Origin of the sequence: Corynebacterium comes (genome assembly GCF_009734405.1) — a bacterium.
Taxonomy (GTDB): Bacteria; Actinomycetota; Actinomycetes; order Mycobacteriales; family Mycobacteriaceae; genus Corynebacterium; species Corynebacterium comes.
Genome location: NZ_CP046453.1, coordinates 2459123 through 2482732, shown reverse-complemented (window position 1 = coordinate 2482732; position 23610 = coordinate 2459123). Strand labels below are relative to the sequence as shown.

At 66.3% G+C, this 23610-nt stretch carries 22 protein-coding genes; 11 read left to right on the top strand and 11 right to left on the bottom strand.

Annotation, left to right across the window (positions count from 1 at the left end; genetic code table 11):
• Window positions 1–2: 2 nt before the first annotated feature.
• Window positions 3–494, top strand: coding sequence for a hypothetical protein (locus CETAM_RS11850; protein ID WP_156229036.1), 492 nt, complete (start codon window positions 3–5; stop codon window positions 492–494).
• Here CETAM_RS11850 and CETAM_RS11845 read toward each other — a convergent pair.
• Together CETAM_RS11845 and CETAM_RS11840 are read right to left on the bottom strand one after the other, a co-directional pair.
• Window positions 491–1981, bottom strand: coding sequence for an MFS transporter (locus CETAM_RS11845; RefSeq protein WP_156229035.1), 1491 nt, complete (start codon window positions 1979–1981; stop codon window positions 491–493). The genes CETAM_RS11850 and CETAM_RS11845 overlap by 4 nt on opposite strands.
• Window positions 1982–2074: 93 nt before the next feature.
• On the bottom strand, window positions 2075–3442 hold the full coding sequence (locus CETAM_RS11840) for an FAD-dependent oxidoreductase (RefSeq protein WP_156229034.1): 1368 nt from the start codon (window positions 3440–3442) through the stop codon (window positions 2075–2077).
• A gap of 477 nt (window positions 3443–3919) precedes the next feature.
• Here CETAM_RS11840 and pta point away from each other — a divergent pair, with 477 nt between their 5' ends.
• A complete protein-coding gene (pta, locus tag CETAM_RS11835; protein WP_156229033.1) occupies window positions 3920–5293 on the top strand; it encodes a phosphate acetyltransferase in 1374 nt (457 codons plus the stop codon).
• Window positions 5294–6499 carry an acetate kinase gene (locus CETAM_RS11830; protein ID WP_156229032.1) on the top strand — a complete coding sequence of 402 codons (1206 nt, stop codon included), beginning with the start codon at window positions 5294–5296 and terminating at the stop codon, window positions 6497–6499.
• Between the two features lie 113 nt (window positions 6500–6612).
• On the opposite strand, the gene CETAM_RS11825 is transcribed toward CETAM_RS11830, so the two are convergent.
• Genes CETAM_RS11825 through CETAM_RS11815 form a run of 3 tightly spaced genes read right to left on the bottom strand, consistent with a single transcriptional unit; the run spans window position 6613 to window position 11662 of the window.
• Entirely contained in the window at window positions 6613–9036 is a 2424-nt protein-coding gene (locus CETAM_RS11825) for a serine/threonine protein kinase (protein WP_156229031.1), read from the bottom strand.
• Window positions 9033–10067, bottom strand: coding sequence for a glutamate ABC transporter substrate-binding protein (locus CETAM_RS11820; protein ID WP_156229030.1), 1035 nt, complete (start codon window positions 10065–10067; stop codon window positions 9033–9035). The genes CETAM_RS11825 and CETAM_RS11820 overlap by 4 nt, the downstream gene beginning before the upstream one ends.
• The gene (locus CETAM_RS11815) at window positions 10067–11662 is read right to left on the bottom strand and encodes a hypothetical protein (RefSeq protein ID WP_156229029.1); all 1596 of its coding nucleotides are present in this window, start codon (window positions 11660–11662) and stop codon (window positions 10067–10069) included. The genes CETAM_RS11820 and CETAM_RS11815 overlap by 1 nt, the downstream gene beginning before the upstream one ends.
• A 121-nt stretch (window positions 11663–11783) precedes the next feature.
• On the opposite strand from CETAM_RS11815, the gene CETAM_RS11810 reads away from it, so the two are divergent.
• The 3 genes from CETAM_RS11810 to CETAM_RS11800 are packed head-to-tail and all read left to right on the top strand — an operon-like array spanning window position 11784 to window position 13992.
• Window positions 11784–12290 carry an NUDIX domain-containing protein gene (locus CETAM_RS11810; RefSeq protein WP_156229028.1) on the top strand — a complete coding sequence of 169 codons (507 nt, stop codon included), beginning with the start codon at window positions 11784–11786 and terminating at the stop codon, window positions 12288–12290.
• A gap of 22 nt (window positions 12291–12312) precedes the next feature.
• The gene (locus CETAM_RS11805; protein WP_156229027.1) at window positions 12313–13227 is read left to right on the top strand and encodes an ATP-binding cassette domain-containing protein; all 915 of its coding nucleotides are present in this window, start codon (window positions 12313–12315) and stop codon (window positions 13225–13227) included.
• 3 nt (window positions 13228–13230) lie between these two features.
• On the top strand, window positions 13231–13992 hold the full coding sequence (locus CETAM_RS11800) for a multidrug ABC transporter permease (RefSeq protein WP_156229026.1): 762 nt from the start codon (window positions 13231–13233) through the stop codon (window positions 13990–13992).
• 3 nt (window positions 13993–13995) lie between these two features.
• On the opposite strand, the gene CETAM_RS11795 is transcribed toward CETAM_RS11800, so the two are convergent.
• On the bottom strand, window positions 13996–15222 hold the full coding sequence (locus CETAM_RS11795) for a Na/Pi symporter (protein ID WP_156229025.1): 1227 nt from the start codon (window positions 15220–15222) through the stop codon (window positions 13996–13998).
• 99 nt (window positions 15223–15321) lie between these two features.
• On the opposite strand from CETAM_RS11795, the gene CETAM_RS11790 reads away from it, so the two are divergent.
• Window positions 15322–16554 carry a multidrug effflux MFS transporter gene (locus CETAM_RS11790; protein ID WP_156229024.1) on the top strand — a complete coding sequence of 411 codons (1233 nt, stop codon included), beginning with the start codon at window positions 15322–15324 and terminating at the stop codon, window positions 16552–16554.
• Here CETAM_RS11790 and cls read toward each other — a convergent pair.
• The 5 genes from cls to CETAM_RS11765 all read right to left on the bottom strand — a co-directional run bounded on the left by cls (window position 16526) and on the right by CETAM_RS11765 (window position 21001).
• The gene (cls, locus tag CETAM_RS11785) at window positions 16526–18013 is read right to left on the bottom strand and encodes a cardiolipin synthase (protein ID WP_156229023.1); all 1488 of its coding nucleotides are present in this window, start codon (window positions 18011–18013) and stop codon (window positions 16526–16528) included. The genes CETAM_RS11790 and cls overlap by 29 nt on opposite strands.
• Before the next feature lie 5 nt (window positions 18014–18018).
• Entirely contained in the window at window positions 18019–18840 is an 822-nt protein-coding gene (locus CETAM_RS11780; RefSeq protein ID WP_156229022.1) for an exodeoxyribonuclease III, read from the bottom strand.
• A gap of 30 nt (window positions 18841–18870) precedes the next feature.
• Window positions 18871–19311, bottom strand: coding sequence for a VOC family protein (locus CETAM_RS11775; RefSeq protein ID WP_156229021.1), 441 nt, complete (start codon window positions 19309–19311; stop codon window positions 18871–18873).
• 106 nt (window positions 19312–19417) lie between these two features.
• Window positions 19418–20416 carry an N-acetylglutamate synthase, CG3035 family gene (locus CETAM_RS11770; protein ID WP_156229020.1) on the bottom strand — a complete coding sequence of 333 codons (999 nt, stop codon included), beginning with the start codon at window positions 20414–20416 and terminating at the stop codon, window positions 19418–19420.
• Window positions 20417–21001 carry a peptide deformylase gene (locus CETAM_RS11765; RefSeq protein ID WP_156229019.1) on the bottom strand — a complete coding sequence of 195 codons (585 nt, stop codon included), beginning with the start codon at window positions 20999–21001 and terminating at the stop codon, window positions 20417–20419. It abuts the gene before it with no gap.
• 16 nt (window positions 21002–21017) lie between these two features.
• On the opposite strand from CETAM_RS11765, the gene CETAM_RS11760 reads away from it, so the two are divergent.
• Genes CETAM_RS11760 through CETAM_RS11745 form a run of 4 tightly spaced genes read left to right on the top strand, consistent with a single transcriptional unit; the run spans window position 21018 to window position 23577 of the window.
• On the top strand, window positions 21018–21272 hold the full coding sequence (locus CETAM_RS11760) for a DUF3263 domain-containing protein (protein WP_231587492.1): 255 nt from the start codon (window positions 21018–21020) through the stop codon (window positions 21270–21272).
• 10 nt (window positions 21273–21282) lie between these two features.
• Complete coding sequence (locus tag CETAM_RS11755; RefSeq protein ID WP_231587490.1) at window positions 21283–21945, top strand: LytR C-terminal domain-containing protein; 663 nt, start codon at window positions 21283–21285, stop codon at window positions 21943–21945.
• Window positions 21945–23084 carry a glutamate--cysteine ligase gene (locus tag CETAM_RS11750; protein WP_156229017.1) on the top strand — a complete coding sequence of 380 codons (1140 nt, stop codon included), beginning with the start codon at window positions 21945–21947 and terminating at the stop codon, window positions 23082–23084. The genes CETAM_RS11755 and CETAM_RS11750 overlap by 1 nt, the downstream gene beginning before the upstream one ends.
• Window positions 23077–23577: an alpha/beta fold hydrolase gene (locus CETAM_RS11745; protein WP_156229016.1), complete on the top strand. Its 501-nt coding sequence runs from the start codon at window positions 23077–23079 to the stop codon at window positions 23575–23577. Before CETAM_RS11750 ends, CETAM_RS11745 begins: the two co-directional genes overlap by 8 nt.
• Window positions 23578–23610: the final 33 nt, after the last annotated feature.

Here is a 23610-nt window from a genome sequence, read left to right as displayed (position 1 = left end):
GCATGCATAAGTTTCGGAATACCCTGACCTCGCTCGCTGTCGCGGGCCTCGTAGCCACTACCCCCGCCATCGCCCACGCTGATGTCGTGGACTCCTACCTCGCGGCCATCCCGGCGGGCCAGATCTCCTGCCAGCAGGCCAATAACTACTGGACCGACGCCGGTGACTATCAGGGTAAGCGCAACCAGGCGCTCCTGGCTGCCAACTTCCACCCGCGCGGCGGCGAGATCCGCGACGCACTCTCGCGTGTCGACGAAGCCGCCCACCGCTGCGGCCTCCTCGGCGGCGGCGTGAACACCCCCGCCGGCCAGAACAACCAGGCCCAGGCGCCGGCCCAGCAGGTTCGCCAGAACACCACCGCCCCGCAGGGAGGCCAGCAGGCTCCCGCCAACACCGTGACCGTTGCGGGCCAGGCCATCCAGGTTCCGGACTCCGTTGCTCCCGTGATCAACTGGCTTCGCGACGTCCTGGCCAACCTGGGCATCCGCTTCTAGTTCTTCACGGGGCGCTTTTCCGGGTGGGGCTCGATGGCGATGACTTCCGGAGGGCGCTTCTGACGCGGCACGATGACGAGGATCGCCACGAGGGCGACCACCGCCAGAAGTGCATTGAAGGCGATGCCGACCATGCCGGCCTCCCGCAGCGCGACATTGTCCTGTCGGCCGACGAAGTCGATGGTCTGGCTCAGCCAGGGAACCCCGTTGTCCTGCAGGGCGGTGAAGATCGAGGTGGAGCCCGCCAGGCCGAACGCCGCGCCGAGCGAGGACGCCATCTTGAACAGACCCGCGCCGGAACCGGCGTACTCGTCCGGGAGGGAGGACAGCGCGGTGTCCGTCGCGGGGGTGGCGAAGAACGCGAGGCCGAGACCGAACAGGGAAAATCCGATCGCGGCCAGCACGATGTACGAGGTGGCGTACAGGTTGGTGAATCCCAGCAGCAGGATCGCGATGAACATCGTGGCCGCGCCGAGGGCCATGGGCTTCCGGGGGCCGAGCTTCTGCAGCAGTTTCTCGCCGACGCGGATGAAGGCAATGACGAACACCGCGTAACCCACCGTGACGTAGCCGGCCGTGGCGGGGGAGAGCCCGCCGGCGAACTGCAGCATCCACAGGGCGACCGTCATGACGCCGATGCACGAGTTCATGAGAAAATTCGCCAGCACCGCGCCTGAGAAGGAGCGGCTGCGGAACAGCCGGAAGTCGATGAAGGCGTTGTTGTTTCCGGACTCCACCCGAAAGAAGATGACCAGGGCGATCACGCACACCACCGCCAGCGTCAGGACCACGGGGCTGGTCCATCCCAGCCGGGAGCCCTGCGTGGCCACGATCTGGGCGCTCAGCAGCGCGATGAGGAACGAGGCGATGCCGGGGACGTCCAGCTTCTTGTCCATCCCGGCCGCCGGCCTCGATTCCGGCATCGGACGGATCAGCCACATCGCCAGCACCGCCACGACTGCGCTGAGCACGAACAACCCCCGCCAGCCGATGGCGGTGCCGGTGAGAAAGCCGCCGACTATGGCCGCGAGGCCGGAACCTCCGAACGCGCCGATCGACCACATGGAGACCGCCCGCTGACGGTCCTCGCCGATCCAGTACGCCTTCACCAGGGCCAGGGAGGTCGGCATGATGAACGCCGCCGCCAGCCCCTGCAGGGCCCGACCCCCGATCATCATCGGTGCGGCAAGCCCCCCGAATGCGCCGGCGACCAGCAGTGAGCCGACGATGTTGATCGCCAGGCCGATGAAGAGGAACCTCACCCGACCCATCCGGTCGGCGAAACCACCTGCGATGACGACGAACATGCCGGCGAACAGGGCGGCCAGAGAAATCGCCGTGTTCATGGTGGTCTGGGGAAGTCCCGTGTCGGTGGCCATCACGGGGCCGATGTTCAGCGCCGACTGGGCGAACAACCAGAAGGTGAGGACCGCCAGGACGAGGCCGGTCAGCGTGCGGTTGGAGCCGGTGAAGGAGGACGTCGACATAGGGCTTCCTTAGCTACCGTGGCCGGGTCCCGGACAGTCCCGGGACGTTGCCTCCATCGTAACTACAGGCCCGGGCAGGTGGAATGGGCTTGGCTAGATCTCGTACTCGGGGTGCGAGGAGATGACCATCTCGTCCCACTCGACGATCTTCTTGCGCTCACGGCCCTCGGCCGCGCCGAGCGAACGCTCGGCGGCGTCAAGGTTGTACCAGCCCTCCCAGGTGGTGACGGCGATCCCGCGGGCGTCGAGAAGCTCCAGGATGGCCTCGGGCTCCGGCCGGGCAGGGGAGCTGAGGCGACCTGCGGCGAAGTCCTCGAGCAGCATGGTCGTGGTGTCCTTCGCGTCAGACTTGGTGTTGCCGATCAGGCCGACGGGACCGCGCTTGATCCAACCGGTGGCGTACAGACCCTGGACCGGTGCCTCGGTGGCGGGGTCGAGGACCCGGCCGCCGTCGTTGGGAATGACGGCCCTTTCGGCGTCGAAAGGCACACCATTGACGGGCTCGGAGCGGTAACCGACGGCGCGGTACACCGACTGGAGATCCCAGGTGGTGAACTTGCCGGTACCGCGGACATGGCCGGTGCCGTCCAGCTCGGTGCGCTCGGTCTTCAGCCCGACGACATGCCCGTCCTCGCCGAGGATCTCCACCGGGGACTCGAAGAAGTGCAGGTACAACTTGTGGGCGGCGCCCTTCGGCTCGCGGATGGCGTAGCCCTCGAGTGTCTGGCACACCAGATCGACGGACTTCGACTCACGGCGCGCGGCCTCGGAGGCCTCGTCGTAGTCGATGTCCTCCGGGTCGACGATGACCTCGAAGTTCTCGGAGTGGTCGAGTTCCTTGAGCTCCAGCGGCGTGAATTTCGCCTGGGCCGGGCCGCGGCGGCCGAAAACGTGGACCTCCTTGACCGCGCTGCTGGCCAGGTTGGCGTACACGTTGTCGGGAATCTCGGTGACCAGCAGTTCGTCGGCGGTCTTGGCGAGGATACGGGCGATGTCGAGCGCGACGTTGCCGACGCCGATCACCCCGACCTGTTCGGCGGAGAGGTCCCAGTCGCGGGAGAAATCCGGGTTGCCGTCATAGAAACCGACGAACTCGCCGGCGCCGTGGGAGCCCTTGAGCTGGGAACCGGGGATCCGCAGCTCGCGGTCACCGGTGGCTCCGGTGGAGAAGACGATCGCGTCGTAGTAGTCGCGCATCTCGTCGACGGTGATGTCTCTGCCGATCTCGATGTTGCCCAGCAGGCGGATCTCGGGCTTCTCCAGCACCGCGTGGAGCGACTTCACGATTCCCTTGATGCGCGGGTGGTCGGGCGCCACGCCGTAACGGATGAGGCCGAAGGGGGCGGGCATGCGCTCGAAGAGGTCGACGGTCACGTCCTCGCCGGACTTCACAAGCAGGTCCGAGGCATAGATGCCGGCGGGACCGGCTCCGACAACGGCGACGCGCAGGGGTCGGGACATGGTGGTGTGACATCCTTTGACGATCGGGGGCAGGTGTTGTTGTGTTCCATACTACTGACCCCCCTGGAAGGCCATGAATCCTGGTGTGGGGGTGACCATGGGGTGGGTGGAGAGTGCCGGGACAGCCGGATTCGCCAAAATTCGCACGTTTGTTGAGTGTGGATGGGGTCGAAATCCCGGGGGTCCGCCCTCGGGGCGGGCATGATTCCCACACGCGGTGTAACTTGGGGTTCTATTGTGGGTCCATGGCCGGTGACCTGCCCAGATCCCTGCTTTTTGACGTCGCCCGGGCCCCTTCCCTGATCTTCCGGACCGGGTGGTGAATTGTTGAGTGTCCGGTTATGTCGTGTTAATTCTGAAAATTCCCCGTCGGAGCAGTGTGGTGGAGGCGACATTCGTTATAGAATGGCGACGGATCCCACATGGGGGGCGTGCTGTGCAGTTTCCGGCACCCGCTCATCGACAGAAAGGTTATGCATGTCTGGCCCTCGATCAGCACTGCTCAGTGTCGTCAACCGCAACTTCGACGGAATCGACATTGATGGCCTCGCGGCTTCACTCGGCCTCAGCATCCGTCGTCTCGATGACTACGAGCCGAAGGTTGGCCCCATCTACGCAGCCAGCCTCGTCAATGATGAGCCGGTGCTGGTCATCGGTACCGGAAACCTTCACTTCGACTCCGAGGTAGCCGCCGCTCTCGGTCTCCCGATCGTTCTGCTCACCGACGTCAAGGGACGCCACGTCCAGCTCGCGGAGCGTCATGCCAAGGAGCTCCACGCCGTCATCGCGGCCGCGGTCACCGAGGACGGTCTCCGCGACGTCGTCAAGCTCAAGGAGGCGCTCAAGGTCGAGGTTCGCCCCGTCATGTCACCTCCGGTCTTCGAGACCTGGCTTCTCGGGCGTGCCAAGGACGCCAAAGCGCACATCGTTCTGCCTGAGGGCGAGGATGACCGCATCCTGCTCGCCGCCGACGAGCTGCTCGACCAGGACATCGTCGAGCTGACCATCCTCGGCGACCCCGAAGAAGTCGAGAACCGTGCCGACGAGCTCGGGGTCGACCTCTCCAAGGCACACATCATCAATCACGTGACCTCCCCGCTGCTGGAGGAGTTCGCCGAGGAGTTCGTCGAGCTGCGCAAGGCCAAGGGCGTGACCCTTGATGAGGCACGTGAAACCATGAAGGACATCTCGTACTTCGGCACCATGATGGTGCACAAGGGGCTCGCCGACGGCATGGTTTCCGGTGCCGCCCACACGACCGCCCACACGATCAAGCCGTCGTTCCAGATCATCAAGACCACGCCTGAGGCCTCCGTGGTCTCCTCGATCTTCCTCATGGTCTTCCGTGGCCATGTGTGGGCCTTCGGTGACTGTGCCGTCAACCCGAACCCGACCGCTGAGCAGCTCGGCGAGATCGCCGTGGTCTCCGCGAAGACCGCGGCGCAGTTCGGCATCGATCCGCGCGTCGCCATGCTGTCCTACTCCACCGGCTCCTCCGGGTCCGGTCCCGACGTGGACCGCGCCATCGAGGCCCTCCATGCCGCCAAGCGCATCAACCCGGAGCTCGCGGTTGATGGCCCACTGCAGTTCGACGCTGCGGTGGACCCGGGTGTCGCACGCAAGAAGATGCCCGACTCCGACGTCGCAGGCCACGCCAACGTCTTCGTGTTCCCGGACCTCGAGGCCGGCAACATCGGCTACAAGACCGCCCAGCGCACCGGTGGTGCCCTGGCCATCGGCCCGATCCTGCAGGGCCTGAACAAGCCCATCAACGACCTGTCCCGCGGAGCAACCGTCCCGGACATCGTCAACACCGTCGCCATCACCGCCATCCAGGCCGGAGGAAACTAAATGACCTACGCACTCGTCCTGAACTCCGGTTCCTCATCCATCAAGTTCCAGGTCCTCGACCCCGCCGCCGCCGCATCCGACGAGCCGCTGGTCTCCGGTCTCGTCGAGCAGATCGGCGAGCTGAACGGCAAGCTCGTGATCAAGATCCGCGGCGAGAAGATCACCGTCGAGCAGCCCATCCCCGATCACTCCGTCGGCCTGCAGAAGGCCTTCGAGATCATGGCGGAGCACGGCGTCGGCCCGAAGGAACTCGATATCTCCGCAGTCGGCCACCGGGTCGTCCACGGCGGCAAGGTGTTCTCCGCGCCGGAGATCATCAATGACCAGGTCGTCGACATGATCCGCGACCTCATCCCGCTCGCCCCGCTGCACAACCCGGCCAACGTCGACGGCATCGAGGTCGCCCGCGAGATCCTCCCGGGCATCCCGCATGTGGCGGTCTTCGACACCGGCTTCTTCGCCGACCTGCCGCCCGCGGCCGCCCTCTACGCCATCAACGCGGCCGTTGCCGGTGAGCACGGCGTGCGTCGCTACGGCTTCCACGGCACCTCCCACGAGTTCGTCTCACAGCAGGTCCCCGCGCTCCTGGGCAAGGACCCCTCGGACGTGAACCAGATCGTCCTGCACCTGGGTAACGGCGCTTCCGCCTCTGCGGTCAAGCGTGGTCACGCCATCGACACCTCCATGGGCATGACCCCCCTGGCAGGCCTCGTCATGGGTACCCGCTGTGGTGACATCGACCCGGGCATCATCTTCCACCTGTACCGCACCGCTGGTCTGAGCATCGACGAGATCGACACCCTGCTCAACAAGAAGTCCGGCATCAAGGGTCTGTCCGGGGTCAACGATTTCCGTCAGCTGCGCGAGATGATCGAGAACGGCGACACCGACGCCTGGTCCGCCTACAACATCTACATCCACCAGCTGCGCCGCTACATCGGTTCGTACATGATCGCCCTCGGCCGTGTCGACGCCATCACCTTCACCGCAGGCGTGGGCGAGAACGCCAAGTTCGTCCGCGAGGACGCCCTGGCCGGCCTTGAGATGTACGGCATCCACATCGATGCGGAGCGCAACGACCTGCCCAACGACGGTCCGCGCGAAATCTCCACCGACGAGTCCGCGGTCAAGGTCTTCGTCGTCCCGACCAACGAGGAACTGGCCATCGCCCAGAAGGCCACCGCCCTGGCGACCGCGCAGGTCTAGCCGGCCCGCAGCTCCCTTCCGGGCCGCACCGTCAAGCGGTATCGCCGTGGCGGACAGGAAAAACCCGCGATCAGACTGATCGCGGGTTTCTGCTGCGTGGAGCCGGACCTACCTCAGAACCACGTCACCGGTCGAACCTGATTCGCCAGGTCCACCAGTGTGTACCTGTGCCGGGCGAACGGGGCCTGCCTGGCCTGCTGGCGGAGGGTGTACGCGAGACCGTAACGCAGGCCGCGCTGGGTGAAGGAGTAGTCGAAGAGGTCGTTGGGTGAGGCGGCTGACTCGACGTCTGCGTCCCGGAGGAAGTTCAGTCCGGCGGACATGACGGCGATCTTGATCTGCAGGAATCGTGGTTCGTTGGTGGGGATTTCTTCCAGGCGGCGGGCGGCGCGTCTGATCCGGGATTCTGTCAGGGTGCCGGAGATGAGCTGGAGGATGGTCGTCAGTTGGGCCATCCGATGGTGGCGTGAGGCCTGGGGGACACGGTCGAGGGCGGCGACGGCCATCTCGATCTGCCCCTCGGCCATCAATTGTCTGGCCAGGCCGAACGCAGAGGAAACGGTGGTCGGGTTGGTGGCCCACACGAGACCGTAGAGGCCGATCGTGTTGAATCTCAGGATGGCGGGCTCCTGGGTGATGTGGGTCCAGGTGGGGTTGAAGTCGGTGAAGACGTCGGTGGGCACCGTCTCCAGACTGGTGCTCAGCAGAGAGGCGGACCGGGAGAGCTTCTCGGGGAGGAGAGCGGTGTGGTGGTGTCCGAGACGTTGGAGGATGAGCTCGTCGACGGCCGCCAGCGCCAGTTTGGGCGCTGCCTCGCCGGGGAGGATGTTCAGGACCTCGGCGAAGTGTGCCTGGGCGTTGGCGTAGTCGTCGAGAAGCAGGGCGGTGACACCGGAGTACCACTGGAAACGCCAGTCATGCCCGAGGCGTCCCTCCAGCGAGCTGAGCCACGTGCGGGCCTGACCGGTGAAGCCGAGGTCGAGCATGGCACGGACCACGCCGAGGGGGATTTCGGCGGAGTGTTCGTACTCGCTGGTCTTCATGGCCTGGCGGAGGGTTTCCAACGCCTCCTGGGGTTCGGTGTAGGAGGATCCGGAGAGCATGGCTGCACCGACGTCGGAACGGTCGATGAGCGGGGCGGGCAGGGCGGAGACAACCTCGGGGGCGGTGATGCGCACGGTGCGGTCGATTCCGTCGATGAGCTGGTCGGTACGGAAAACCAGGTGCTTGGTGCCGAAGGTGGTGCGCTGCGGGGAGAACAGCGAATGCTGCGCCGGGAACTGCAGGCCGGAACGGACGGCGATGACCTCGCGCAGGACGCCGTGGAGCTGGGTGGACAGCTCATTGACGTCGCGGAAGCGCCTGGTGGGGTCCTCGGAGGTGCAGCGGAGCAGGAGCCGGTAGAAACTCAGATGCTGGCGGAACAACGGCTCATCGCCGGGGTTGGGCAGACCGGGCAGATAGACGCCGGCCTCGTCCTTCGGCAGCCGGACGGTCAATGAGGCGAGGGTGCGGCCGATGGTGTAGATGTCGCTGGCGACGGAGGGGCCGTGCGATGCGACCTCGGGGGCCTGGAAACCTTTGGTTCCGTAGATGAAACCGAAGGCGCTGATTCCGGACACCGCCCCCAGGTCGATCAGTTTGACCTGGTCCTCGGTGACGACGATGTTGTCCGGTTTGAGGTCGTTGTAGACCACGCCGCGGGAGTGGAGGTAGTCGAGCGCGGGCAGGATCTCGATGATGTAGGCGATCGCGAGGTCGATGGGCAGGACACGGTTGGGCTGTTCGTTGCGGCGGCTGCGTAGCGACGGCCCACCCACGTACTCCATGACGATGAACCCGCCGGGCACGCGTGGGTCGTCGATGAAGTTGTAGATCTTCACGATGCCGGGGTGGGTGATGTCCGCGAGGAACTCACGCTCAGCCACCGCGGCCCCCTGCTCATCGGTGGATTTCTCGGACTGCAGCCCCTTGAGCACGACGAGTCTTTCGGAGACGAAATGGTCGTTGGCCAGGTAGATCCACCCCATGCCGCCGTGTGCGATGACACCCAGGATCTCGTATTGGCTGGCCACCATGTCGCCGGGATTCAGTTGGGGTGCGGGGACACCCTCCGCCTCTGCCTCGGCGGGATCCTGGAGGGCGTCCTCGGGGCGCGTCGGAACGACGAAGGGCAGTTCGACCATCCCGTCGGCGACGGAGCGGTCGCCGCGTTCAGCGCCGCGTCGCTTCCGGAACGTCGACAGGGCGAGTTGCCGGGCCCGGGCGGAGGTGTCGTCTCTCCTGGCCGCCGCCGTCGGTGCCGTGGCGGGGCCCGCTGCCACCGCAGCTGTGCCGACGGCGGAGACCACGTCAGCCGCCAGTGCCTGGGCGTCATGCTGGTCGCGCAGGTTACCCAGGTCTTCGATCAGCGCGGAGATGCCGGGGTCGATCTCCTCGTCGTCATCGGCGAAAGGGTCGAAGTGGACCGCCTGGGTGCCGCTGGATTCTCCTGACTCGGTGAGGTCCACGGGGAATTCGAGGTCACGTTCGTTCACGGGGTCGCCTCCTGGGCGGCAGTCTCGGGACGGTAGGACAGGGGCGGGGGGCCCGAGGTCGCCAGGGACATGGCGAACCACCGGTCGTAGAGACGCCACCAGGTGCCGTCCTCGCGAATCCTTTCGATGGTGGAATTGACCTGTCGGATGAGTCCGGAACTGTCGTAATTCTCATCGGGGATCGGCATGGCGACGCCGTAGGACTCGGAGGCGAGGGAACTGCCGACGATTGAGGTGTAGGGGTCCTGTGCGGCGATGCCCGACAGGATGGTGTCGTCGGAGAGGATCGCGTCGGCCTGGTACTGCTGGAGAGCGACGAGGCAGTCCGCCCAGCTGCGGGTCTTCAGGATCCGGGACTGCGGCGCGTTGAAGCGGACCTTCTCCAGCGCGGTGGAGCCGTCAGTGACGCACACGGTGCGGCCGGGCAGCTGGGCCACGCCCTCGATGTCGGAATTGTGCATGACCAGGAGCCGGGAGTCGGTCGTCAGGTACGGGGAGGAGAAGGCGACCTCCTGCTGCCGGGAGCGGGTGACGGTCATGGTGCGGATGATCATGTCCACCTCATGGTCATCCAGCGCCTCGATGCGGGAGGAGGATTCGACGAAGCGGAAGTCGACGAGGCTGGGGTCGCCGAAAATATCGCGGGCGATCTCGCGGGCGAGGTCCACCTCGAAGCCCTGGAGCTCACCGGTGACCCCGTCGCGGTAGCTCAGCAGATTCTGGGACTGGTCGACTCCCACGATGATGCGACCGCGTTCCATGATGCGGGGCATGGTCTCTTCGAGTTTCACCTCTCCCCGAACAGGTTGCAGGGAGCCGGTGATGTCCCAGGTATTGATCTCCCGAGGCTCCTCTTCACCAGGTTCCTCGACGGTGGCGCCGGCGGGGAGGGGCGGGCCGTAGGCATGGGCGATGGGCCGAGGGGGCTGGGTGGGGGAGGCCCGGTCGGGGGCCCGCCGAAAGTCGAGGTCGGGAAGGGAACAACTGCTCAGTGCCAGGGCAGCCACCAGGAGAACGGCGATTCGGCGCATCACAGGTACTCCTGCAGACGGGGGCGCATGCCGATCCACACGGCGATGATGGCCAGGACGGACAACAGCAGTACGGCGGTGGAGACGAGCTGGGTGGCGGCGAGGCCGTCACTGATGAAGGCGCGCATCGACGAGCGGGCGTCGGCGATGAGGCGCGAGAGCGCCCCGTCGAGACGGTCATAGGCGGCTGCGGAGGTGGCGGGGGAACCGGGAACCAGGGTCGTGGTGGTGGCGAGACGGACCGCCTCGGGATAGTTGCCGTTGTTCATCGCGTCGGTGAAACGTCGGTGGGCCGCCTCCCAGTCCGCGAGCGACGCACGGGCCTCGGCGATCTGCGTGCGGTTGGTACCGGAGGCGTTGGGGTTGTGGCCCTCCGCCTGCTCGAAGTCATCCAGTGCGACGGTGACGGCCTCGGTCGTGGCCTCGAAGGAGACGTTGCTGTCCGCGACCGACTGACGACGCACCAGGGCGAGCGTTTCGGAGGTGCGTGCCTGCTGCGCCTGGATTCGCGAGGCGGTCAGCGAATCCCAGGGCATGGAAGCTTCCTCGAAGCCGCGGGTCCCGGCCTGCCAGGTGCCGAAGTTGGAGGCGGAGACCCAGGCGATCGCGATGAGCATGAGCGCGGTGGCGACGAGGAAACCCCGGTTGAGGCGGCGGCGGGTCATGCGCCACAGCAGCCATTGGGCGACAACCAGAAAGAGGACGGCGGCGAGCAGGCCGGACAGGGGAACCCACTGAGGTCGGGTGAGCCGGCTCTGCTGATCACGCACATCGCTGGAGGTGAGGTTGAACAGGCGGGCGGCTGCGGGCAGAATGTCATCCCGCATGAGGGAGGACGCCTCGGCCATGTACGCGACGCCGACGGGGTTGCCGATGCGGTTGTTCATGCGAGCGGTTTCGACCAGCCCCGTGTACACGGGAATCTTCCTCTCGATGTCCGCGATGAGCTGAAGGGTGTCGCGGTCGGAGAAGGAGATGCCCGCGGCTGATTCCGTGGCGGACACCATGGCCCGGTCGATGGCGGCGCTGTAACGGGCACGGGTGCCGGCGGATTCCACGCCGGCCTGGACAAAGCCGGTGGTGGCGATGGTGTCGGCCAATGACAGGGAGGTGTAGAGATTGTGTGCGGCGTAGCTCATGGGCTCGGTGGTGGTGAGCAGGACGTCCAGTTCCGACTGTCGTTCGGAGGAGGACTGGGACATTGAGTAGCCGGCGGCGAAGATTGCCATGGACAGGATCACGGAGATGCCCACGAGTTTGCCCGGGGTGGTGACCAGGAAGACGAAAACTCGACGGAACCACAGGTAGGGCACCGCGAAGGTGTTGATGATGCGGGCCAGCATGCCGCGGCGGTGCTGTTCCTCGTCGGAGGTGACCTCGTCGAGCCAGTGGTCCCTGGTGTCCTCGGGGACGTCAGCGGCGTCGTCCTCCACGGCTGCCTTCCGGGAGGCCTCGGTGGCGGGGTTACGCAGGCGGGTTCGACGGTAGTGCAGCAGCGTGCCCGCTGGGCCGGAGAGAACTCCCCCCGAGGGACGCACAGGTTCCGCCCCTGCATCTGGCTGCGCTGGATCAGGGGTTTCCGTCGCGCCGGTCATTACCACATGATAGCCCGCTGAGTGTGGGCTGCGCCATGTCCCGGGAGGCCCCCGACAGTCCCCGCGAGGTTGCCGTCATGTCCCCCGGAATGCTCCCCGCCCGCCGACTACGCTCGAGAACATGGACGGTGACGGAAATGGATGGGCGGCAGGCCCCGGAGGGGTGAAGGTCTGGGGCCGTCATGGGGCGGCGGGCCTCATGCTGCTGGACGGCAGTGAGGATCCGCTGGTGCTCATGCAGCACCGTGCGTTGTGGACGAACAACGGCGGCACGTGGGCCATGCCGGGAGGGGCCCGCGATTCGCATGAGTCGACGGCCGAGGCTGCGGTGCGCGAGACGGTGGAGGAGTGTTCCATCGAACCTTCCTTCATCGAGGTACTCGGGGAGGTCGTCACCGCGGGCCCCTATCCGGCGGATCCGCGGCAGCCGGAGCTGGCCGGCGGGTGGACGTACACGACGGTGATCGCCAGGACCACGACGGGGCGGACGCTGAAGACGTTCGGCAACGAGGAGTCCCTCGCTCTGCGGTGGGTGCCGCTGTCCCGGCTGGAGGAGCTGCCGCTCATGCCCGCTTTTGCGGCGGCACTCCCGGGACTTGTCCAGGCAATTGGCAGGCTTCGTCCCTAGGTCCTGTGGCAGTGTGGGGGGCATGATCCACGTTGAAGCTCTGACCAAGGATTATGGTCAGGTCCGGGCCGTCGAGGACCTCACCTTCACGGTGAAGCCGGGTATCGTCACCGGCTTCCTCGGCCCGAACGGTGCGGGTAAATCGACGACCATGCGGATGATTCTCGGCCTGGACACCCCCACCGCCGGTGCCGCGCTCGTTGACTCCCGGCCCTACCGGGACCTCCGCCGCCCCCTCACCGTGGTCGGTTCGCTTCTCGACGCAAAAGCGGTCCACCCCAACCGGACCGCCGCGAATCACCTGCGGTGGCTCGCCCAGTCCAACGGCATTCCCCCGGAACGCGTCGATGATGTGCTCGGCCTGGTGGGCCTGACGGGAGTGGCGCGCAAGAAGACCGGGGGCTTCTCCCTCGGCATGGGTCAACGTCTGGGGCTGGCGGCCGCCCTCCTGGGTGACCCGAAGATCCTCGTGCTCGATGAACCGGTCAACGGCCTCGATCCGGAGGGCATCCGGTGGGTGCGTGACCTGCTCGGGGCGTTGGCGGCCGAGGGGCGGACGGTGCTCATCTCCTCACACCTGCTCTCCGAGATGGCGCTGACCGCTGACCGGCTCATCGTCATCGGGCGGGGGCGGCTGGTGGCGGACACATCGACGGCGGAGTTCATCAGGGAGCATTCGGCGTCGACGGTGGTCGTGCGCAGCGAGCGGATCGAGGAACTCGCCGAGCACCTCAGCCGCGCCGGGCTGAAGTCAGTCCCGGCGCCCGGCCCCACGCTCGAGGTGGCCGACGCCACTACCGAGCAGGTCGGCGCACTGGCGTTCACCGGGGGTTTTCAGCTGCAGGAACTGTCGTTGCGGCAGGCCTCGCTGGAGGACGCATTCATGGATTCGACGGGTTCTGCCGTGCAGTACCAGGCCCAGAAGACGGCGAGGTAGACGATGTTCCTCAACACTCTGGCATCGGAGTTCACGAAGTTGCGGACGACGGCCTCCTTCTGGTGGACGACGATCCTGTTCATCGTCGTCGGCCTCGGCTGGGCGGCGCTGACCGGTTCCACCACCCTGGAGGCTGAGGGCGGTTTCCCCACCCTGTGGGCATCCTCCGCGGTGGCGGCGGTCTACCTCATCGGTTTCCCGGTGATCATGATCCAGTCGATCATGCTGGTGACCACCGAATACCGCTACAACCTCCAGTCCGCCACCTACCTGGCCACTCCCCGACGCTGGACGGTGGCGCTGGCGAAGCTGCTGCTGTACGCGGCATTTGCGGCGGCGCTCACGTTTCTCGTGGTGGTGGCGGCATTCCTCCTCGCGAAGTCCCTCGCCCCGGAGTCGGCGGCGGAGATGTTCGAGCCTTTCCGGGACGGGGCCGCCCACGAGATCATGTGGGTCTACCCCGCGGCGGCGGCGATGATCGTCATGATCAGTCAGGGTGTGGCACTGCTGCTGCGTCAGACCGCCGGCAGCGTGGCACTCATGCTCATCTGGTTCATGGGCCTGGAGCAGATCTTCCGCGTGGTGCCCAAGCTCGGGCAGGACATCGTGGGCTATCTGCCGTTCGAGAACCTCAGTGCCTTCGTCAATGACTTCGCCCTGGAGGGTGTGCCCTGGGGAGTCAGCGGTTCCGGGGCGTTCTTCCTGTTGTGGGCCGTGGTGGCGTGGGCTGCGGGTGTGGTGGTCCTGCAGCGCAGGGACGCCTGAGCGTTACCGGGTGAGCAGATGGTAGAGCACGACGACGGTCGCCGGGATAAGGAAATAGCCGACGACCATCGTGCCGGCGGCGTAGGAGTAGCCACGTGAGGCGAGCCTGCCCGAGAGTCCGGCCATGCGGATGACCCATTCGCGCAGGGGGCGGAAGAGCAGTATCAGCAGCGCGCCCGTGGCGTTGAACGTGACGTGCACCAGGGCGGCCTGCACGGCATAGGGACCGAGGGCGCCGGGAACCGCCAACGCCGTCAGCAGGGCCATGAGGGTGGTGCCCACGTTGGCGCCGAGGGTGATGGCGAGGATCTCCCGCAGCTTCAGCGACTTCGACACTGCGAACGGCAGCAGGGAGGACACGGTGACGGAGGAGGCCTGTACTGCTGCCGTGATCACCGCCCCGGACAGCACACCCAGCGCGTCCGAGGCACCGGAGGCGCGTTCGAGCAGGGTGCGGGTGGCGGCAGCGGTGAGTATCGAGAGCTGCCCGTTGAGGATGCGCACGGCGGTGAGGACCAGGGCGGTGCCCATGAGGATGCTGAGCACTGCGGCGACATGGTGGGGCAGAAGGGACCCGAGGAGCCCGTCGACGCCGATGGTCTCGATGAACGGGGCGAACAGTGTGAACAGGCCCCTGCCGGTGCTGGTGGCACCCTCGCCGACGAGAGAATCGGAGGCGAGGTCCGAGATGCGCTGCAGCGGGTGGAAGAAAGCTTCGAGGGTGAAGGCGATCGCGACGAATGTGACGTTGAACCACGTGTGCAGAGAGGCCGAGGTGAAGGCTCTGCGGAAGTTCTCGCGGTGGCCGAGGTAGCTGAAGGCGACTATCGACGCCGTGATCGTCGTGCCGATGTTCGCGCCGAGGATGATCGGGATAGCCACCGGAACCGAGACCCCGCCGGTACCCACCGCGGCGACCGTCAGTGTGGTGATGGTGGTCGAGGACTGGATCGCAGCAGTCGCCAGGATGCCGATGAGCAGGCCGATGAGAGGGTTCGTGGCCAGATCGAAGAGTCTGGTGACGGTGCCGGAGCCGAGGCCTCGGGCACCGTCGAGGATGAGGTAGATGGCCGTGATCATCGTCAGCGCGGCGGCGCCCACCGCCGTCCAGCGCACCGAGGCTCCGAACGTGGAGAGCGCGACGAAATCCCGTTCCTGGGGGATATTCTTCGGGTTGACGGAGTGCAGTGTGCCCGGCAGGGGGAGAGCCCGGGTACGTCCAGTGCTCATACCTCACCCCTTAACTTGTCGGCCATCTGTCAGCCAACGAACGTACATCTGAATCTATCACCGACAGCATCTTTTCACGATTGCACTATGGTGGCCCAAATGGTGATTCCGCACTCCAGGACCCCCGGGGATCCGGCACGTCAGCAGCTCACGGTTCCGTTGCTTCTGGCACTGGCGCTGCTCTCGGCGTCAGCGCCCTTCTCCATCGACATGTATCTGCCGGCGCTGCCGGAGATCGTCAGCGATCTGGGCACCACCCGGCCCATGGTGCAACTCACCCTCTCCGGGTTCCTTGCCGGCCTGGCCGTCGGTCAACTCATCATCGGCCCGCTCTCCGACGCCCTCGGGCGCCACCGTCTCATGCTCCTGGGTGCCGTCGTCGCCCTGGCGGCTGCAGTACTCGCGGCGATGGCGCCGGACATCGGATGGCTCATCGCCGCCCGCCTCATCCAGGGCCTGGGCTCCGGTGCGTGCATCGTGCTCGCGCGAGCCGTCGTCCCTGACCTCGCGGAGGGGGACAAGGCTGCGAAGGCGTTCGCCCTGCTCATGACCATCCAGGGTGTGGCGCCCATCATCGCGCCGGCCGTGGGAGGATTCCTCACCGGGCCGGTCGGCTGGCGCGGTCTGTTCTGGGTGCTCGCGGGCCTGGCTGCGATACAGCTGGTGGTGGCCGTCCTGGTCATCCGTGAATCCCGGCCGGAGAGCGAACGGAGTCCCGCCACGGTGCGTGGCATCCTGGGCAACTACACCTACGTGCTCGCCAGCCGCGGCTACCGCGGTTACCTGATCACCTTCGCCTTCGCCTTCACCACGATGTTCAGTTACATCTCGGCCTCGCCGTTTCTCATGCAGGAGCAGCTGGGACTGTCGGTGCAGGCCTATGCCGTCATGTTCGCGGTCAACGGCGTGGGCATCATCGGTGGCAGCCTGCTCAACAACCGTCTGATCGGGATCCTGGAGACCCGCCGCATACTGCTCATCGCCCTGGCCGTCCTGATGACCTCGTCACTGACGCTCCTGCTGGTGGTCACCGTGTATCCGCAGGTCTGGTTGATCATGGGGCTGCTGTTCATCGCGGTTTCGCAGAACGGCGTCATCCTGGGCAACGCCACAGCACTGGGCACCGGCCTGGTGCGTGAACGCTCGGGTTCGGCATCCGCGCTCATGGGCTTCAGCCAGTTCGGACTGGCAGGCCTCGTCAGCCCGCTCATGGGCCTGGGTTCCGATGCCGGCGTGACCATGGCCCTCGGAATGGTGGGCGGTTCGCTCATCGCCATCCTCGGCGCGCTCTACGCCGGGCGGGTCACTGGAGAGCAGAAGTCAGTTTCATGACGTTGTCCAGGTAGCGTCGGAAGAAGCTCCGGTCGTTCCACTCCTCCAGGGAGAGACGGCGGGAGACGGCGAGGTAGGCGTCGGAAAGCTCATCGAGTTGGGTGAGCAGGTTGCCCTCCGTGATCATCAGCGTCGATTCGTAGTTCAGACCGAAGCTCCGGATGTCCATGTTGGAGGAACCGATGGTGCCCATGGCGCTGTCCGCCGAGCCCGGATCCGCGACGATGAACTTCGAGTGCAGAATATACGGTGCAGGGAAGAGATGGATCCTCACTCCCGCCTCCAGCAGAGACTGGTAGTACGAGGACTGGGCGTGATGGACCATGAACTGGTCGGACTGTTCGGAGACCAGCAGATCCACCTGCACACCGCGGTAGCAGGCCGAGGTCACCGCCTCCAGCAGAGACTCATCAGGGATGAAATAGGGCGAACACAGCACCAGCCGATGCCGGGCCAGGTGCACGATGGAATTGAACAGACGCAGGTTCGGCTCGGTGGTGTAGCCCGGTCCCGAAGGCACCAGCTGCACGATGTTGCGGTTGCCCGCGGGCTCGTCATCGAGGGGTTCCTCGGGAGGTGGGGCGATGTTCAGAAGCTCATTGGTCTCCGAGTACCAGTCCACGGCGAAAACGAAGGCCATGGATGCGACCACCGGACCCGTGAGCTCCACCATCACGTCGACCCACTTCCGACCGGTTTTGACGTTGCGTTTCAGCAGGTAGGAACGGTCGATCATGTTGATGGATCCGAGGAATCCCACCCTGTCATCGATGATGAGCAGCTTGCGGTGGTTACGCAGATCCGGGCGACGGAAACGCATCCGCCAGGGCTTCAGCGGAAGCATGAGCTTCCAGTCCACGCCGATCTCCGTCAGGCGGCGACCCAGCCTGAGGTAGCCGCGGTATTTCATCGAGCCGATCTGGTCGAAGAGATAACGGACGGTCACGCCACGCTGCACGGCGCGTTCGAGGGCCCGGAAGAAGACATCCGTCGTGTCGTCCCAGGCGGTGATGTAGATCTCGACATGAACGTGACTCTCCGCCTCGTCGACGGCGGCGGCCATCCGCCGGATCGTCTCGTCGTAGTCACCGAGCACCCCGTGGTTGTGGCCGATGACGGCCGGCAGGTTGGTCAGGCGCCGGTTCAGCCGGATGATCGACTGCACCTCGGGTTGCAGATCCGAACTTTCCGGCCAGTCGGGTACCTCGGACTGGACGTCCTCGATCATGACATTCGCCTCCTGCTGTATCCGGTGACGGCGTCGGTTGATGTAGGGCGAACCCATCAGCAGGAAGAGCGGCAGTCCCACGAAGGGGAGGAGCAGAATCGCGAGCAGCCAGGCCGTCGAGGAACTCGGCCGGCGCCCCTCCGGAACGAAACCGATGGCGAGGATCTTGATCGAGTAGTCGATGATCAGGCCGATGAGCTGCCAGCTGCTGAGGTCCAGGGCCAGGTTCACAGTGTTTAACGGACCTCGTCGAAGTTCGGTTTGTCCACGAAGTCCACCACCACCGGCGCGTGGTCGGAGGCACCCTTGCCGGCCCGCTCCTCGATGTCCACGAAAGCGGAATCCGCCAGTTCCGCCAACGCCGGGGTGGCCAGCTGGAAGTCGATGCGCATGCCCTCGCCCTTCTGGAAACGCAGTCCCTGGTAGTCCCAGTAGGTGAAGCGTTCGCGGGTGAGCGGGCGGGTGACCTCGACGAGCCCCGCGTCGATGAGCCCCTCGAACACGACCCGTTCGGCCTCCGTCACGTGTGTTCTCCCGTCGAAGAAGGCGATGTCCCACACATCCCCGTCCAGCGGGGCGATGTTGAAGTCGCCGAGGTAGACGGTCTTCTGGTGGGGGTCCCTGCGCAGGGAGTTCTCCACGTGGAAACCCAGGTTGTACAGCCAGCGCAGTTTGTAGTCGTAGTGCGGGTCGGCGATCTCGCGCCCGTTGGGCACGTAGAGGCTCCACACGCGAACCCCGCCGCACGTCGCACCGATCGCGCGGGACTCCACCACCTGCGGATTGTCGGGGTCCTTGTCGAAGCCCGGCTGTCCCGGGAACTGCTTCTCGACGTCCGACAGCCCCACCCGCGAGACAATCGCCACGCCGTTCCACTGGCTGCGGCCCTCGTGGGCGACCTCGTAGCCCGCCTCTTCGAAGCGCTCGTAGGGGAACTGCTCATCGGTGCACTTGGTCTCCTGGATCGCCAGAACATCCACGTCGTGGCGGGTGAGAAAATCCACGATCCGGTCCGCGCGGGTGCGCACGGAGTTGACGTTCCAGTTGACTATCCGCATGTCGTACACACTACCTGGGCTGCCGGAACCTCAAGGCCCGGAGTGCCCTACCTCGACGTCGAAGGACCACAACACACCGAACCTGTCGCGTACCTGTCCGTAATAGGAGCCCCACGGGGCCAGCTCGAAAGGCATGACGGTCTCGCCGCCGGTGGAGGTGAACTTCCGGATGAACACCTCAGCCTCTTCGACGCTCTCCGGGGACAGGAGGAAGGAGTAGACGTTGGACTCCAGGCCCGGGGCGTCGGCATCCATGGCGTCCCCGCCGGTGAGACGGAGGTCCCCGGCCTTGAGCTGGGCGTGGGCGAGGGCGTCGGGCTGGACGGGGAAAGGAAACTCCCCGGCCGACTCGGCGGGGAAATCCCCGTAGGTCATGGCATTGAGTTCGCCACCGAAGATCTCGTGGTAGTAGGTCATGGCGTCGCTGCCGTTGCCGGGGAAGGAAATATAGGGGAAGAACTGGATGGACATGGGGCTCCTTCAGATCGGAGGGAGTGTGAGCTGGCGCTCATTTCCCATCCTAGGAGTGTCCGGACGTGGGCGCAGGGGCGCAGGACGCCGACGCCCCGTCCGCCCGCTACCCCTCGAATCGTGCGTAGCGGTGCCGGTGGTGTTCGATGAACCCGAGCTTGGCGTAGAGGGCGCGGCCGGCGGTGTTGGTGGAGATGACCTGCAGGTAGGCGTCGGTGGCACCCGCGCCCGCACCCCAGGCGAGCATCTCGGCGCCGAGGCGGGTGCCCAGGCCGCGGCGTCGATGAGCGGGGGAGACCTCGACGGCCGAGTAGCCGAGCCACTGGCGATCGTCGTCGGAGGAGGTGAGGGTGCCGCGGGTGATGGCGACGGTCTCACCTGCCGGGGTGGTCAGGCGGCCGAAGCCCATGCGGCCGTCTATCTGCTCGCGCAGCAGCTCGAGAGCGCGGACGGGCAGCGGATTGCCGCGGAAATTGTAGAGGGCGAGCCAGTCCTTGTCCGGTTGCTCGTCCAGCTGGAACTGCAGCTCAGGGGCCAGGTCGGTGGCGGGGAGGTTCTCGAGGGGGCGGGTCATCACGATGATTTCCGGACCCAGTTCCCAGCCGCCCGTCTCGACGAGTCTCTCCGCCGGGCGGCCGATGCGCTCGGGGATGAGCACCGTCACGGGCAGATCGTGCCGCCGGTAGAACGCGGCGATCTCGTCGAGAGGCACGGCGCCGAACCCGGCGGAGCGACCCAGGGGGGCGGCGGAGTTGGAGCGCTCGGTGATGCCGTCACCCGCACGCATGAGCCACTGACCGTCGGAGGTCCAGGTGTGCTCGATGCCGGGGAAGGCCTTGGCGGTCGCGACCTCGACGGCCCGGATGTCGGAGTTGCGGATCGTCCGCGGCGACAGGCGCTTGACCACCTCCACCTGCCCTGCGGGGATCTCCACCGCCCGGGCGGAGGAAGGCAGGCCACCGACGGACTGCGGCCGCACCACCAGCGGTTCGGTGCTGAGGACGTGGCCGATGACGTCGGTGTAGTGGCCGGGGGCGTCGGGAAGCCGCCGACGGACGACCACGCGGTCGCCGACGGTTACTTCGTCGGATCGGAAGATACCCATCTAGTGCCCGAAGGGGTCCTCGTCCTCACCCGGAATCCAGGTCAGGCCGGGGACGTTCCAACCGTAGGCCTTGATGGTCTTCTTCGCCTGCCGCCGGTAACGGCCGAGGAGGACGTCGGTGTAGAGGAAGCCGTCGAGGTGGCCGACCTCGTGCTGGAGGCAGCGGGCGAAGAAGCCCGTGCCCTCGACCTCGACGGGGTTGCCCTCGGCGTCGAGGCCGGTGACCTTCGCCCAGCTGGCGCGCGGGGTGGGCCAACCCTCGCCGGGGACCGAGAGGCATCCTTCGTCGTCGGAACCGTCGTCGGCGGGCATGGTCTCCGGAATCTCCGAGGTCTCCAGGACGGGGTTGATCACGCAGCCCCGGTGGCGGTTGCCCTCGTCGTCCGGGCAGTCGTAGACGAACAGGCGCAGGCCGACGCCGATCTGGTTGGCGGCCAGGCCGACGCCGTTGGCCACCGCCATCGTCTCGTACATGTCCGCGATGAGGGTCTGCATCTCTTCGCCGGCGATGTCGGCGGGGTCGACGGGTTGGGTGGGTGTGTGCAGCACGGGGTCGCCGTGAATCACAATCGGGCGGATCGTCATGGCATACAGTTTAGGCATGCCCGAACTCAGCGACGACGACGCCCGCCTCCTCGACTTCGAGGAGCGCGCGCCGCGGTCTGCGGGCGCCAAGGAGGAGCTGATCCGCAAGCAGCTGGGTATGAGCCCGGTGCGTTACTATCAGCGCCTCAATCTGCTTATCGACGTCCCCGCGGCCATGGCCGCCCATCCTGTCCTGCTCGGGCGCCTGCGGCGCATCCGTGATCGGCGTGCCGAGGAGCGTCAGCGCGCTGAGGGAAACCTTGAAAGCTAGAGTGACTACTGTGACTAATGTGAATCCGGAGAATAAGCCAGACGCCACCGACTCAGGTTCCCCGGCGGGCTCGGGTCTGCCGCTGCGCGGCCTGGCGATGGTGCTCATCGCCGTGGCCGTCCTGCTGGCGATGTGGGGCCTGTACGCCACGACCCAGAACTCGGACTCCTCCGATACCGCTGCACCGGTCACCACCCAGGTGGACACCGCCACGGAGACGGCCACACCGGAGCAGACCCCGGAGGAGAGCACCGTGCCCGCGGAGGAGACCCGCCCGGAGGAAACCCGGGAAGAGGAAGAGCGCAAGGAGAGCGAAACCGGCACGACCGCCAGGGCTGCGGCGCAGCCTGCGCCCTCCGGCGGCGCTCCGGCACCGGAGCCGGAGCGCGTGCACGTGCTCAACAACTCGACGGTCCCGAACCTGGCCGCCGACGTGGCAGACACCCTGAACCGTGACGGTTATGACCTCGGCGAGGTGGGCAACCTGGCGGACCTGGTCCTGCCCCAGACCACAGTCTTCTTCCAGCCCGGCAACCCGGAGGCGGAGCAGCGCGCCCGCGAGCTGGCCGACCGGGTCGGCGGCGTCGCACGCGGGTACGACGAGTCCCTGCCGGACGGCACCGAGGGGCGCAACGACCTGACGCTGGTGCTGGTTGAACAGGTTGCGTTCTGATGGTCGCCCCACCGATTCCCTTCGCCCGTTCACCCCGGCCCACGCTCGGCGTCGAATGGGAGATCGCCCTGATCGACCCGGAGACCCGGGATCTTGCACCTCAGGCGGAAGCGGTCATCGACCTCGTCAAGGCATCCCATCCGGAGGTCCATCTGGAGAAGGAATTCCTCCAGAACACCGTCGAGCTGGTCACCGGCGTGCACGAGACCGTCCCGGCGGCCATCGGTGAGCTCGCCCACGATCTCGCGTGTGTGAAAGAGGCGGCTGAGAAGCTTGGCCTGCGTCTGTGGGCCTCGGGATCCCACCCCTTCTCGGACTTCCGGAAGAATCCCATCTCGGCGAAGATGACCTACGCCGAGATCATCAACCGCACCCGTTACTGGGGGCAGCAGATGCTCATCTGGGGAATCCACGTACACGTGGGCATCTCGCACGAAGACCGCGTGTGGCCGATCATCAACGCGCTGATGACCAGGTACCCGCACCTGCTGGCGCTCACCGCCTCGTCGCCGGGGTGGGACGGGATCGACACGGGCTACGCCTCCAACCGCACGATGCTCTACCAGCAGCTGCCCACCGCAGGCATGCCGTACCAGTTCACCTCCTGGGCGGACTGGGAGGAATACATGCATGACCAGAGCATTTCCGGGGTGATCAACCACACTGGTTCGATGCACTTCGACATCAGGCCGGCCGCGAAGTGGGGCACCATCGAGGTGCGTGTCTCGGACGCCACCTCGAACCTGCGGGAGCTGGCGGCGGTCGTCGCCCTGACGCACTGTCTGGTCGTCCACTACGACCGGATGCTCGACCGGGGTGAGGAACTGCCGAGACTGCAGCCGTGGCACGTGGCGGAGAACAAGTGGCGTGCCGCCCGGTACGGCCTGGAGGCCCTGGTGATCACCTCACGTGACACCGATGAGCGTTGGGTGACCCAGGAACTGGCCGAACTGGTCGACGATCTCGCCCCGCTCGCCGAGGAACTCGGTTGCCCGGACGAGTTGAAGCTGGTGTCCGAGATCCTCGAGCGCGGCGCCGGTTACCAGCGTCAGCGACGGATCTACCAGCGCACTGGCGACTGGCGGGACGTCATCGACGCCACCTGCGCCGAGATGGAGGGCATGGTCACCGATGCCTGACGTGGTGCTGCTGCATCCGGCGGGTCTGATGCCGGACACATGGACCGGGGTGGTGCGTGCCCTGCCCGCGGACTGGAAACCCTGGTTGCCCAACCTCGGCACCGGGTCGCCCGCGCAACAGCGCATCGTCGCCGAACAGTACCTGGACCGGCAGGAGCTGCGGAAGGTGGTGCTGGTCGGACACGGTACGGGCGCGTTGGTGGCGGCGGGCATAGCGAAGGATCAGCCGCACCGCGTCAGCCACGTCGTGCTCTCCGGACTTCCCCGGCCCGAGGAATCCCACGTCAAAGCCGCGAAACTGCTGCCGAAGTTCCTGCTGCGTCGCCGGGGCGTGGATAAGGGTGCGCTCGTCGAGTCGCTCACCGAGGCCCGCAACCTGGACGTCGCCGGCATCGCCGCCCCGACGCTGCTTCTCGACGACGCGGACCACCTCACCGACCCCGGCCGTTTCGTCGCGGAGATCGAGGCGTTCCTCTCCGACAACCCCGCCTAGATGACGGGGGGTGCCGTGTCGGGCGCAGGTCGG